At 73.5% G+C, this 12,853-nt stretch carries 9 protein-coding genes; 2 read left to right on the top strand and 7 right to left on the bottom strand.

Annotated features, from left to right (window positions below; all coding sequences use genetic code 11):
* Positions 1 to 56: 56 nt before the first annotated feature.
* From CCO04_RS01125 to CCO04_RS01105, 5 genes are read right to left on the bottom strand one after another with little or no spacing between them, the layout of a single operon-like run.
* Positions 57 to 1,013 carry an ABC transporter ATP-binding protein gene (locus tag CCO04_RS01125; protein WP_215812256.1) on the bottom strand — a complete coding sequence of 319 codons (957 nt, stop codon included), beginning with the start codon at positions 1,011 to 1,013 and terminating at the stop codon, positions 57 to 59.
* Entirely contained in the window at positions 1,010 to 2,005 is a 996-nt protein-coding gene (locus CCO04_RS01120) for an ABC transporter ATP-binding protein (RefSeq protein WP_215812255.1), read from the bottom strand. Before CCO04_RS01120 ends, CCO04_RS01125 begins: the two co-directional genes overlap by 4 nt.
* Positions 2,002 to 2,895 carry an ABC transporter permease gene (locus tag CCO04_RS01115; protein WP_215812254.1) on the bottom strand — a complete coding sequence of 298 codons (894 nt, stop codon included), beginning with the start codon at positions 2,893 to 2,895 and terminating at the stop codon, positions 2,002 to 2,004. Before CCO04_RS01115 ends, CCO04_RS01120 begins: the two co-directional genes overlap by 4 nt.
* Positions 2,892 to 3,866 carry an ABC transporter permease gene (locus CCO04_RS01110; protein WP_215812253.1) on the bottom strand — a complete coding sequence of 325 codons (975 nt, stop codon included), beginning with the start codon at positions 3,864 to 3,866 and terminating at the stop codon, positions 2,892 to 2,894. Before CCO04_RS01110 ends, CCO04_RS01115 begins: the two co-directional genes overlap by 4 nt.
* A complete protein-coding gene (locus CCO04_RS01105) occupies positions 3,863 to 6,574 on the bottom strand; it encodes an alpha-L-rhamnosidase (protein ID WP_215812252.1) in 2,712 nt (903 codons plus the stop codon). The genes CCO04_RS01110 and CCO04_RS01105 overlap by 4 nt, the downstream gene beginning before the upstream one ends.
* A gap of 223 nt (positions 6,575 to 6,797) precedes the next feature.
* On the opposite strand from CCO04_RS01105, the gene CCO04_RS01100 reads away from it, so the two are divergent.
* Together CCO04_RS01100 and CCO04_RS01095 are read left to right on the top strand one after the other, a co-directional pair.
* The gene (locus CCO04_RS01100; RefSeq protein WP_215812876.1) at positions 6,798 to 8,024 is read left to right on the top strand and encodes an alpha-hydroxy acid oxidase; all 1,227 of its coding nucleotides are present in this window, start codon (positions 6,798 to 6,800) and stop codon (positions 8,022 to 8,024) included.
* Complete coding sequence (locus tag CCO04_RS01095; RefSeq protein WP_215812251.1) at positions 8,021 to 9,553, top strand: class I adenylate-forming enzyme family protein; 1,533 nt, start codon at positions 8,021 to 8,023, stop codon at positions 9,551 to 9,553. The genes CCO04_RS01100 and CCO04_RS01095 overlap by 4 nt, the downstream gene beginning before the upstream one ends.
* Before the next feature lie 143 nt (positions 9,554 to 9,696).
* Here CCO04_RS01095 and CCO04_RS01090 read toward each other — a convergent pair whose 3' ends face one another.
* Positions 9,697 to 10,866 carry an acyl-CoA dehydrogenase family protein gene (locus CCO04_RS01090; protein ID WP_215812250.1) on the bottom strand — a complete coding sequence of 390 codons (1,170 nt, stop codon included), beginning with the start codon at positions 10,864 to 10,866 and terminating at the stop codon, positions 9,697 to 9,699.
* Positions 10,863 to 12,845, bottom strand: coding sequence for a biotin carboxylase N-terminal domain-containing protein (locus tag CCO04_RS01085; RefSeq protein ID WP_215812249.1), 1,983 nt, complete (start codon positions 12,843 to 12,845; stop codon positions 10,863 to 10,865). Before CCO04_RS01085 ends, CCO04_RS01090 begins: the two co-directional genes overlap by 4 nt.
* Positions 12,846 to 12,853: the final 8 nt, after the last annotated feature.

The raw sequence follows: 12,853 nt of genomic DNA, 5'->3' as shown, positions 1-12,853 counted from the left end.
TCCTTGTGATCGACGCACGTCGGCGTGCGTTGGGATGCAGGTGCTGATCGGGGGTGTCAGGCACCCAGCGGGTGCAGGCAGGCGGCGGTGTGGGCACCTGGCTGCAGTTCGGGACGGGCGGCACGGCAGTCGTCCTGCACCAGGGGGCACAGGCCGGCGAACCGGCAGCCGGGTTCGGCACGGCCGTCGACCGTGCCGGTCGCGGGCCGCATCCGCAGGCCCGTCGCCGTGGTGGCGGACGGGGCGAGCGTCGGGACCGAGTCGTGGAGGATCGCGGTGTACGGGTGCCGCGCGTGGTCGGTGACCGCGGAGGTGTCGCCCTGCTCGACCACCGTGCCGGCGTACATCACGGCGGTGCGGTCGCAGAGCGTCGCGACCACCGAGAGGTCGTGGGAGATGAAGAGCATGGCCAGTCCCTGCTCCTCGCGCAGCTCGGCGAGCAGCTCGAGGATCTGGGCCTGGATCGACACGTCCAGCGCCGAGACCGGCTCGTCGCAGATGAGCACCTCGGGCCGCAGCACCGTGGCGCGGGCGATCGCGGCGCGCTGGCACTGACCGCCGGAGACCTCGGAGGGACGCCGCTGCGCCATCTGCGGCGAGATGCCCACCCGGGCGAGCTCCTCGAGCGCGCGCTCGCGGCGCTCGGTGGCGTTGCCCTGCTTCCACACGCGCAGCGGCTCGGCGACGGAGTCGAGCAGCGAGCGGCGCGGGTTGAACGAGCCGGCGGGGTTCTGGAAGATCGCCTGCACCCGGGGCGCGAGCGAACGACGGCGGCCCGGCGTGACCGGCGCTCCGTCGAGCAGCACCTGGCCGGACGTCAGCCGCTGCAGGCCCATCAGGACCCGGGCGGTGGTGGACTTGCCGCAGCCGGACTCGCCCACCAGGCCGAGGATCTCGCCGCGGCGCAGCTGCAGGTCGACGCCGTCGATGGCGCGGAACTCGTTGCGGTCGGCGTCGCGGAAGGTGACGCCGCCACCGCGGACCTCCAGCACGGGAGAGGTGGTCGTGGTCATCGCGCGACCTCCGTCGTGGGGTTCCAGCAGGCGAACGCGTGGTCCGGTACGGCGCCGGACGCCTCCAGCGCGGGCACCTGGTCCGCGCACGCGGCGACCGCATGCACGCAGCGCGGCGCGAACCGGCAGCCGGCCGGCGGGTTCACCAGGTCCGGCGGCAGGCCGCCGATCGGCTTGGGCAGGGCGCGGTGACCGTGGTCGATCCGCGGGATCGCGGCGAGCAGCGCGCTGGTGTAGCGCATCCGCGGCGAGCGGAGGACGTCGTCGACCTTGCCCTGCTCGGAGATCCGGCCGGCGTACATGACCGAGACGGCGTCGGTGTGCCGGGCGACGACACCGAGGTCGTGGCTGACCATCACGAGGCCGATCGAGAGCTCGCGGCACAGGTCGTCGAACAGCTCGAGGATGCGCGCCTGCACCGTCACGTCGAGGGCGGTGGTCGGCTCGTCGGCGAAGAGCAGCGACGGGCTGTTGGCGACGGCGATCGCGATCATCACGCGCTGCCGCATGCCGCCGGAGAGCTCGTGCGCACGGGACTTGAAGCGCCGCTCGGCCTGCGGGATGCCGACCATGTCGAGCAGCTCGATCGCCCGGGCGCGCGCCTTGGCCTTGTCCATCGCCGGGTCGCGACGCAGGGTCTCGACGATCTGCTGGCCCACGGGGGTGATCGGGTGCAGCGAGCTCAGCGGGTCCTGGAAGACCATGGCGATCTCGCGGCCCCACAGCTCGCGGCGCTCCTTGTCGCTCATGGCGAGCAGGTCGCGGCCGCGGAAGGTGATCTCGCCGGAGATACGGGCGTCCTTGCGGCCGAGCAGGCCCATCGCCGTACGGGACAGGACGGACTTGCCCGAGCCGGACTCACCGACGATGCCGACCCGCTCGCCGCGGGCGACGTCCAGGCTGACGCCGTCGACGGCGCGCAGCGGGCCGTTGGCGGTGCGGAACTCGACGACCAGGTCGCGGACCTGGAGCAGCGGCTCGGCGGCGCTCATGCGCGGGCTCCCGTCGCGGGGTCTCCGTCGACCAGGAAGCGGTCGGAGATGAGGTTGAGGCTGAGGATCGTCAGCAGCAGGAAGGCGCCCGGGACGAGGATCAGCAGCGGGTCGGTGGTCATGTAGATCCGGCCCTCGTTGATCATCCCGCCCCAGGTGGGCTGGGTGCGGGGCACGCCGATGCCCAGGAAGCTCAGGCTGCCCTCGATGAGGATCGCGCGGCCGATGCTGACGAAGCCGAACGCGAGGATCGCCTCGGAGATGTTGGGCAGCACGTCGCGGCGCATGATCGACAGGACCGGCGTGCCGATCACGTCGCTCGCCTCGAGGTACTCCGTCTCCAGCAGGGCGAGCGTCTGGGCGCGGGCGAGCCGGACGAACACCGGGAACATCGGCACGGTGATCGCGATCATCACGTTGGTGACGCTCGCGCCGAGGAAGGACGCCAGGCCGAGGGCCAGCACCAGGCCGGGGAAGGCCAGGATGACGTCGACCACGAACGAGATCACCGCGGCGATCGCGCCGCCGTAGTAGGCCGACAGCATGCCCAGCGGTACGCCGATCAGCGCGGCGATGAGCACCGAGCCGACGCCGATGAGCACCGAGACCTGGGCGCCGTCGAGCGCCCGGGCCAGCAGGTCGCGGCCGAGGTTGTCCGCGCCGAGCCAGTGCTCGGGGCTGAACTTGGCGAACCGGCTCTCGGCCCCGATGTCGAGGGGGTCGATGCCGCGCAGGGCCGGCAGGACGAGCATCCCGCCGACGAGCAGGACCAGCCAGCCGGCGGAGAGCCGCTCGGCGATCGTCCAGCGGCCGCCGCGGCGACGACGGCGCTTCGCCGGTGCCGGCTCGGGCGTCGGGACGGGAGCGGGCACGGGTGCGGTGGCGGTCATCGGGCACCTCCTCGGCGCGACGAGGCCAGTCGCGGATCGATCACGGGGTAGAGGACGTCGACCAGCGCGTTGACGAGCACGAAGCAGGTCGCGATGACGAGCACCAGGCCCTGCACCTCGACGTAGTCACGGGCGGTCACGGCGCCGGCGAGCTCGTCGCCGATGCCGGGCAGGCCGAACAGCGACTCCACGACGACGGTCGAGCCGATGAGCATGCCCACCGTGACGCCGATCTGGGTGCTGAGGCCGAGCAGGCTGGGGCGCAGCGCGTGCCGGAAGGTGATCCGGGTCAGCGAGAGGCCCTTGGCGCGGGCGACCTCGATGTAGTCCTGGCGCAGCGTCTCGACGAGGTCGGCGCGCAGCACGCGCTGGTAGAGCGCGAACGACGTACCGGCGAGGGCGATCGCGGGCATGATCAGCGACGACAGGTGCGGCCCGACGCCGTCCGACCACGGCGCGTAGCCGTTGGCCGGGAACCAGCCCAGGTGCACCGAGAGGATCCAGATGAGCACCACGCCGACGACGAAGTCCGGCGTCGAGAGCGCGGTGAACACCCACAGGCTCAGCGCCCGGTCGGTGCCCGTACGGCGGCGGTGCGCGGCGACGATGGCGGCGGGAACCGCCAGGCCCAGCGCGATGATCTGGCTGAGGACGATGAGCTCGACGGTGACCGGGGCCCGCTCGCCGAGGATCTCGGTGACGGACTGGCCGGTCCGGTAGGACTCACCCAGGTCGCCCTGGAGCACGCCGCCGATCCAGTGCCCGAAGCGCTCCAGCGTGGGCAGGTCGAGGCCGAGCTGCGAGCGCAGCGTGGCGACCGCCTCGGGCGTCGCCGAGTCGCCGAGCATCAGCCGGGCGGGGTCACCCGGCAGCAGCGCGAGGCTGAAGAAGCAGAGCGTCGAGACGACCAGCAGCACCGCGAGGAGCCGCAGGACCTTGAGGCCGACGCGGAACAGGCGCGCGCGGTTCACGGACGCCCCCGGACGAGGGAGAGCCGGTGCGTGCCGGGCGCGAGGTCGGCGCTGGTCGCGGCACCGTCGAGCTGCCAGCCGTCGGGCGCGGCGAACGCGACCGTCGCGCCGGCGGGGACGACGATCTCCTGGGCGACGCTCTCGCCCTGGTGCACCCAGCGGCTGCCGACCCGGCCGAGCGCGCTGTCGTGCACGGCGCCGGCCCAGCCGAGGCGCTCGGAGTAGACCGGGCGGACGTCGATCCGGCCCGCGGCGAGGGCGCCGCCGACACCGATGCCGGCGATCTCCTCGAAGAGCGAGGCACCGACCGCGCCGAGCGCGCAGTGGTTGAACGAGTTCATCTGGGCGGTCGAGAGGGTGGCGTCGGGGCGCAGCCCGTCCCACTTCTCCCACACGGTGGTCGCGCCGCGGGCGGCCATGTAGAGCCAGCCGGGCATCTCCTCGCGCAGCAGGACGTCGTACGCCAGGTCGGCGTGGCCGTGCCGCATGAGGGCGGGCATGACGTGCTGGACGCCGTGGATACCGGTGGTGACGTAGCCGCGGCTGCGGACCATCGCGGCGAGCCGCTCGGCGGCCACGGTCGCGTCGTCGCCCTCGAACAGGCCGAAGCCGATCGCCTGGGCGTAGACGGTCTGGGTGGCGCCGGCGATCTCGAGGCCGTCGCCCACGAACGCCGTGCGGTACGCCGCCCGCACCTCCTCGGCCCGCTCGTCGAGGCGGCGGGCCTCGGCGTCGCGGCCGGTCCAGCGCGCGATGTCGGCGAGCTGGCGCAGCGAGCGGTAGGTGTGCGCGGTGCCGACGACGGGGCGCGGCGCGGTCGAGCGCGCGCCGGTCCAGGCGAAGCCGGGGTGCGTCGGCTCGCCGTCCTTCTCCGGCAGCGAGAGCCAGTCGGCGAAGTCCGCGCCGACCGCGTTGACCCGCAGCCCGTCGGGGTTCTCGCGGTCGACGTGGGCGCAGAAGCGCTCCAGCGCGGGGAAGATCCGGTCGACGGTGGTCAGGTCGCCGTACGTGTCGGCGAGGACGTGGGACATCCGCACGAAGCCGTCGGCCCAGCCCGGGGCGCCCGGCCGCTGGTTGCCCGGCGGCACCGGCGGGACGTACGACCAGACCTCGCCGTCGGGGCCCTGGGTGTCGGCGATGTCCTGGACGAACTTGCCCAGGAAGGCCGCCACGTCGAGGAAGTAGCGCGCGGTCGGGGAGATCACGCCCGCGTCGCCGAGCCAGCCGAGGCGCTCGTCGCGCTGCGGGCAGTCGGTCGGCACCTCGATGAAGTTGTCGCGCACCGTCCACTCGACGGCCGACGCGAAGGAGTTGAGCAGCGCGTTGCTGCTCGCGAACCGGCCGACCTCCTCGGGCAGCGCGGTCAGCGCGAGCGCCTCGACCTCGACGTCGGCGGGCAGCTCGTAGTTGCCGTAGGGGTTGTCGCTCGGCAGGCCCCAGATCTCGGCGTAGCGGAAGCCGTGCACGGTGAACCGGGTCTCCAGCACCTGGCGGCCCTCGCCGTCGCCGGCGATGCGGTCCTCCTGGAAGGCACCGCGCAGGTTGTCGCGGTAGACGAGGTCCTCGGGCGTGAGCATCTCGCCGTGCCGGACGACGACCTCGGTGCGCGGCAGCAGGGCGGAGGTGATCCGCGTCCAGCCGACCAGGTTCTGGCCGAAGTCGAAGACGACCGGGCCGCGGCCGTGCTCGCGCACCAGCTCGCCGGTGCGGACCTCGAGGACGCTGACCGTGTCGTGCGGCTGGGGGGTGATCTCGGGGAGCGGGTCGGGCGTGACCTCCTCGGCGGACGCCCAGGCGCTGTCGTCGTAGCCGGGCTCGGTCCAGCCGTGCGGCTCGCGGCGCAGGTCGAGGATCTCGCCGCGCAGCATGTCGGTGGCCCGGACGGCACCGGTGCCGGCCCGCCACTCCCCGGACGTGCCGAGCAGCGGGGTGCGCTCACCGGTGGCGGTGGTCGCCTCGAGCTGGAGGCGCAGCGCGGGGCGCTCGCCGTAGAGGCCGGGGTAGCGCAGCAGGCCGACCCGGCCGGCGTACCAGCCCTTGGCGAGGGCGGCCGCGATGACGTTGCGGCCCGGGCGCAGGAGCGACTCGACGGCGAAGGTCTGGTGGTGCACGCGGACGCCGTACTCGGTCCAGCCGGGGCGGAGCAGGTCGTCGGCGGTGATCTCGGTGCCGTTGACCCAGATCCGGTAGATGCCGAGCGCGGTGACGTAGAGGCGCGCGGCCTCCGGGACCTCGGCGAGATCGACCTCCCGGCGCAGGTACGGCGCGGGGTCGTCGGTCTCGCGCGCGAACGGGTTCGCCGGGGCGGCGATCCAGGGCGCCGGCCAGGCCGCGGCGTCGGCGAGCCCGAACTCGACGGTCGCGGTCTCGCTGGTCCACGCACCGTCGGCGCTGCGCACCTGCCACTCCAGGCGGCGGGCGGTCGCAGCGACCTCGGCCGGGAGGACCGCGACCGGACGGTCGGTCACGGTCCTCCAGACCTGCTCACCGGCGAGCGTCGCCTCGACCACGAAGCCGGTGCCGGGCGCGTGCTCGGCGCCGGGCTCCCAGGTCAGCGTGGTGGCGCGCACGGGCAGCCCGAGTGCGTGCCGGCGGAACCCGGCGCGCAGGCGGTGGTCGTCGCGTGCGGGGAGCCCGGCGGCCACGCTCTCGGCCGGGACGGCCAGCGGGACGAGGGCGGTCGGCTCCTCGACGGGGACCTGCTTCACGACACTCTCACTTCCTCTCGGGCTTGCTCCCGACGGGCACGCGCAGGACACGTGAGGGCAGGCCGCAGTGCCCGCCGGCAGGCGGTGGCACAGGGCCTCGGATCCCTCGCGATGTCCACCGTCGTCCGGCAACGGACGTGCTCGGCGGATGACATCACCCTCGTGTATCGTCCATCACATGTCAAGTATGCGAACCAAAGTTCAAGGATATGAACTCGTGGAGATGCCGCGTACGCCGCGCCGGTTCCCCCGCTGGGGCGACCTCGCGCCGCTCATCCGGTTCCGCCGTCCGGCCTTCGGGCGCCGCCACCGGCTCGCCCAGGCGCACACCATCGAGGAGCTGCGCGCGATGGCCCGGCGGCGTACGCCGCGCGCGGCGTTCGACTACGCCGACGGCGCGGCCGACGCCGAGATCTCGCTCGAGCGCGCCCGCGCGACGTTCCGCGAGCTGACCTTCCACCCCGAGATCCTGCGCGACGTCAGCACCGTCGACACCGCGGTCGACATCCTCGGGGCGAGCAGCCGGCTGCCCTTCGGCATCGCGCCCACCGGCTTCACCCGGCTCATGCACACCGAGGGCGAGATCGCCGGTGCGGTCGCCGCCCAGCGCGCCGGGATCCCCTACACGCTCTCGACGATGGCGACGACCTCGCTCGAGGACGTCGCCGCCGCGGCGCCCGGTGCGCGCCGCTGGTTCCAGCTCTACATGTGGACCGACCGGGAGCGCTCGCTCGGGCTGGTCGACCGGGCCGCGGCGGCCGGCTACGACACGCTCGTCGTCACGGTCGACGTACCGGTGGCGGGGGCGCGGCTGCGCGACGTCCGCAACGGCATGACGATCCCGCCCACCCTGACCCCGCGCACGGTGCTCGACGCGATCCCGCGGCCGCGCTGGTGGGTCGACCTGCTCACCACGCCGCCGCTGACGTTCGCCTCGCTCAACAGCTGGTCGGGCACCATCGCCGAGCTGCTGGACGCGATGTTCGACCCGTCGGTGTCCTTCGACGACCTCGCCTGGCTGCGGGAGCGCTGGCCCGGCAAGCTCGTGGTCAAGGGCATCCAGACCGCCGAGGACGCCCGGCGCGCCGTCGATGCCGGCGCCGACGCCGTCGTGCTGTCCAACCACGGCGGCCGCCAGCTCGACCGGGCGCCCGTCCCCCTGACCCTGCTGCCCGCGACCCGCGCCGCGCTGGGCACCGACGCCGAGATCATCCTCGACACCGGCGTCATGCACGGCCAGGACATCGCCGCCGCGCTCGCCCTCGGCGCCGACTTCGTGCTCATCGGACGGGCCTACCTCTACGGCCTGATGGCCGGCGGGCTGCCCGGCGTCGAGCGCAGCATCGAGATCCTGGAGACCCAGCTCGCCCGCACCATGCGCCTGCTCGGCGCGCGCTCGGTCGCCGAGCTCTCGCCGCGCCACGTGACCCTGCCCGGGACGGTGCGGTGACCACCTCGCCGACCACCTCGCTGACCGCCGCCTGGCGTGCGCGGGTGCTCGCGGAACCGGACCGCGTGGCGCTCAGCCACCGCGGCCGGCGCTGGAGCGCCGCCGAGCTGGACGCCGACGCCACCGCGCTCGCCGCTGACCTCGCCGCGCGCGGGGTCGGCGCCGGCGACCGGGTCGCGCTGCACCTGCAGAACGTCCCGGCCTTCCCCCTCGCGCTGCTCGCGCTGTGGCGACTCGGCGCGGTCGGCGTCCTGGCCAACCCGATGTACCGCGACCGCGAGCTGCACCACCTGCTCGACGACTCCGGCGCGGTCGGCGTGATCACCTCCGCGGCGGACGTCGAGGTGCTGCGTCCCGCCGCCGAGGGCACCGCCGTCGGCTGGTGGCTCGGCGTCGCGGACGACGACCCGACGCTCGCCGATGTCGTCGTGGCGCACGCCGGGGCGGGCGTCGTCGTACCGGAGGCGGAGGTGGGACCCGGCGACATCGCGATGCTGACCTACACCTCGGGCACGACCGGGCCGCCCAAGGGCGCGATGAACACGCACGCCAACGTGCTCGCCACCGTCGAGGCCTTCGGCGCCTGGATCGACCTCACCGAGGACGACGTCGTGTACGCCGCCGCCCCGCTCTTCCACATCACCGGCGCGGTCGCCTCGGGTGCCCTCGCCCTGGTCGGCGGCGCCACCCTCGCCCTGTCCGGCCGGTTCGACCCGGCCGACGCGGTGACCACCATCGAGGCCGAGGGCGCGACGTTCACCATCGCCTCGATCACCGCCTTCCACGCCATCGAGCAGGTGGAGTGGGCCCGCCGCAGCCACTTCGCGTCGCTGCGCGCCGTCTACACCGGAGGCGCGCCCGTCCCCCAGGCCTCGCTCGACCGGTTCCGGGACCGCTTCGGGATCGCCATCCACAACGTCTACGGCATGACCGAGACGACCTCGGCCGTCGTCGCCGTACCGCTCGGCGTCACCGCCCCGGTCGACCCGCTCTCCGGCGCCGTCGCCATCGGCCGCGCCCTGCCCGGCGTCGGCATCGAGGTGGTCACCGACGAGGACGACCCCGCCGCCCCCGGCGAACCCGGCGAGCTCGTCGTCACCGGCCCCCAGGTCGTCCCCGGCTACTGGCAGAACCCCGACGCCACCGCCCGCACCCTCCCCGCGGGCCGGCTGCACACCGGCGACGTCGTCGTGGTCGACATCCACGGCTGGATCTACCTCGTCGACCGGCTCAAGGACCAGATCAACGTCTCCGGCTACAAGGTCTGGCCCCGCGAGGTCGAGGACGTCCTCTACGAGCACCCCGCCGTCCACGAGGCCGCCGTCGTCGGCCGCCCCGACGACTACCGCGGCGAGGCCGTCGTCGCCCACGTGGTCCTCGCCGCCGGGCGCAGCGCCACCCCTCGCGAGCTGATCGCGCACACGCGCAGCCGGCTGGCGGCGTACAAGGCGCCGCGCGAGGTGCACGTGGTCGCCGAGCTCCCGAAGACCGCCACGGGGAAGATCCGCCGCGACGACCTCCGGGGTTGAGCCCCAAGCCCGCGAAGGGGCACGGTCCGGCGGGCGAAGGAGCAAGTTCCGGCGCCCGAAGGTGCACGGCGGCGATCCCTCGACCGCCGGAACGTGTCACTTCGCCCGCCGGAACGCGCCCCTTCGCGCGCCGGAACGCCGGCTCAGTAGGACTTGGGGAGGCCCAGGGAGTGCATGGCGACGAAGTTGAGGATCATCTCCCGGCTCACCGGCGCGATCCGGCCCAGGCGGGCGGCGACGAGCATGTTGCCGAGGCCGTACTCCTGGGTCAGGCCGTTGCCGCCGTGGGTGTGGACGGCGACGTCGGTGGCGTTGCAGGCGACCTCGCCGCCGGCGTACTTGGCCATGTTGGCGTACTCGCCGGCCGTGAAGTCGTCGCCGGCGTCGTAGAGCGCGGCGGCCTTCTGCCAGAGCAGGCGGGCCTGCTCGAGCTCGATCTTGACCTTGGCCAGGGGGTGCGCGATGCCCTGGTGGGCGCCGATGGGCTGGTCCTTCCAGACCGAGCGCTCCTTGGCGTAGGTGACGGCCTTCTCCAGCGCGTAGCGCGCGATGCCGCACGAGAAGGCGCCGCCCATGATGCGCTCGGGGTTGAGGCCGGCGAAGAGCTGCCAGAGGCCGCCGTCCCCGTCGCCGACGAGGGCGTCGGCGGGGACTCGGACGTTGTCGAGGAACAGCGTGAACTGCTTCTCCGGGGCCTGCCAGGACATGGGGATGGGCTGCTTGGTGAACCCCTCCGCGTCCGTCGGTACGACGAACAGCGCGGGCTTGAGCTTGCCCGTCTTGGCGTCCTCGGTGCGGGACACGATGAGCACCGACTGCGCCTCGTCGACGCCGGAGATGAACGTCTTCTGCCCGTTGAGCACCCACTGGTCGCCGTCGCGCGTGGCGGTCGTGGTGATCTGGTGGGAGTTGGAGCCGGCGTCGGCCTCGGTGATGCCGAAGGCCATCAGGTGCGTGCCGTCGGCGATCGCGGGGAGCCAGCGCTGCTTCTGCTCCTCGGTGCCGCAGCGGGTGATGATCGAGCCGCAGATGGCGGGCGAGACGACCATCATCAGCAGGGGGGCGCCGGCCGCGGCCGACTCCTCCAGGACGGCGGCCAGGTCGGCCATGCCGCCGCCACCGCCGCCGTACTCCTCGGGGATGTTGACGCCGAGGAAGCCGTTGCGGCCCATCTCGAGCCACATCTCGGTCATCTTGCCGCCCTCGCGGGCCTGCTTCTCGACGTACTCGCGGCCGTACTTGCTGGCGAGCTTCTTGACCGACTCGCGCAGCGCCACGCGCTCCTCGGGCTCGGTGAACATCGTCTGGGTCATGCGTCCTGTCCTTCGGAGTCGGTCTCGGTGGCTTCGACGACGGCGAGCACGGCGCCCGCCTCGACCTGCTGTCCGGCGGACGCCGACAGCTCGGTGACGGTGCCCGCGTAGGGCGCCGCGATGGTGTGCTGCATCTTCATGGCCTCCATCACGAGGATGGGCTGGCCCTCGGCGACGACGTCCCCGACCGCCGCCCGTACGGCGATCACGCTGCCCGGCATCGGCGCGAGCATCGATCCGGCCGCGACCTGGGTGGACGGGTCGACGAAGCGGGGCTTGCGGCGCAGCGCGACGTGGCCGAGCGAGGACTCGACGTCGACCCGGTCGCCGTTGGTGAACACCCGGAAGGTGCGGGCGACCCCGTCGACCTCGATCTCGACGACGTCCGGCCCCGCCGCCGTGACCGCCACGCACTCGAGGTCGGCGGAGCGGAACGAGCGGCCGCCGTACCAGTGGACGGGGAGCTCGTCCTCGCCGTGCAGGAACGTGGTGACCTGCGGACCGGCGAGGACATTGCGCCACCCGGACGGGATCCGGCTCTGGACGGGCCGGGCGAGGCGGGCGGCCTCGGCCAGCGCGACCGTCGCGGCGAACGCCGAGAGCTGCGCGGTCCCCTCACCGCCCGGGGATGCCGCGAGCGCGGCCAGGTCGGCGGTGTCGAGCCACGTCGTGTGCATCGCGCCGCTGGTGAAGACCGGGTCGCGGAGCAGGTTGACGAGCAGGTCGCGGTTGGTGACCAGGCCGTGCAGCTCCGCCTTGGCCAGGACGCCGGCGAGCTGGCGCAGGGCCTGCTCGCGGGTCGGCGCGTGCACGATCACCTTGGCGATCATCGCGTCGTAGAAGGTGCCGATCTCGTCGCCCGAGCCGACGCCCGAGTCGAGCCGCAGGCCGTGGGCGGCCGGCCCCGCGAAGGTGCTGACCACGCCGGGGATCTCGAACCGCAGGATCCGGCCGCTCTGGGGCTGGTAGTCGTGCGCCGGGTCCTCGGCGTACAGCCGGACCTCGACGGCGTGCCCGTGGGGCTCCCCCACGGTGACAGCGGGCGAGTGCCCCTCGGCGACCGCGATCTGGAGCGCGACCAGGTCGACGCCGTAGATCGCCTCGGTGACGGGGTGCTCCACCTGGAGGCGGGTGTTCATCTCCAGGAAGTAGAAGCGGTCCTTGGCCGGGTCGTAGAGGAACTCGACCGTCCCGGCGCCGCGGTAGTCGATCGCCTCGGCGGCCGCCTGGGCCGCCGCGTGCAGAGCGGTACGGGTCGCGGACGGCAGGCCGGGGGCGGGCGCCTCCTCGATGACCTTCTGGTGGCGGCGCTGCACCGAGCAGTCGCGCTCACCGAAGACGATCGTGCCGTCGGCGGTGCCGAGCACCTGGACCTCGATGTGGCGCCCGTTCTCGACGTACGGCTCGACGAAGACGGTGCCGTCGCCGAACGCCGACTCCGCCTCCGACTGGGCCGTCTCGATCTCGCCGGCGAGGGCGTCGAGCGCGCGGACGATCCGCATGCCACGGCCACCGCCGCCCGCGCTGGCCTTGACCAGGAGCGGCAGGTCGTCGGCCGTCGCGCTATCGGCGGTGAAGTTGCCGAGCACCGGGACGCCGGCCGCCTCCATGAGCTTCTTGGACTCGATCTTCGAGCCCATCCGCTCGATCGACGACGGGTCCGGGCCGACCCAGGTCAGTCCGGCCTCGGCGACCTGACGGGCGAAGGCGGCGTTCTCGGACAGGAAGCCGTAGCCGGGGTGGATCGCGTCGGCGCCGGCCTTGAGCGCGGCGGCGATGACGAGGTCCCCGCGCAGGTAGGTCTCGGCGGGCGTGTTCCCCGGCAGCCGTACGGCGGCGTCCGCGTCACGCACGAACGGCATCCCCGCGTCGGCGTCCGAGTGCACGGCCACGGTCTCGATGCCGAGGTCGCGACAGGTGCGGAAGACCCGGCGGGCGATCTCGCCGCGGTTGGCGACGAGCAGTCTGGTGATGGTCACGGGAAGGC

The organism is Pimelobacter sp. 30-1, from assembly GCF_018831735.1.
Taxonomy (GTDB): Bacteria; Actinomycetota; Actinomycetes; order Propionibacteriales; family Nocardioidaceae; genus Nocardioides.
The sequence above is the reverse complement of the archived record's forward strand: the minus strand, read 5'-3'. Positions and strand labels throughout refer to the sequence as shown.

Excerpts from the sequence above, each read along its gene's own strand:
- CCO04_RS01090 (WP_215812250.1), bottom strand. The coding sequence starts at position 10,866 with ATGACCCAGACGATGTTCACCGAGCCCGAGGAGCGCGTGGCGCTGCGC.
- CCO04_RS01120 (WP_215812255.1), bottom strand. The coding sequence starts at position 2,005 with ATGAGCGCCGCCGAGCCGCTGCTCCAGGTCCGCGACCTGGTCGTCGAG.
- CCO04_RS01100 (WP_215812876.1), top strand. The coding sequence starts at position 6,798 with ATGCCGCGTACGCCGCGCCGGTTCCCCCGCTGGGGCGACCTCGCGCCG.
- CCO04_RS01115 (WP_215812254.1), bottom strand. The coding sequence starts at position 2,895 with ATGACCGCCACCGCACCCGTGCCCGCTCCCGTCCCGACGCCCGAGCCG.
- CCO04_RS01125 (WP_215812256.1), bottom strand. The coding sequence starts at position 1,013 with ATGACCACGACCACCTCTCCCGTGCTGGAGGTCCGCGGTGGCGGCGTC.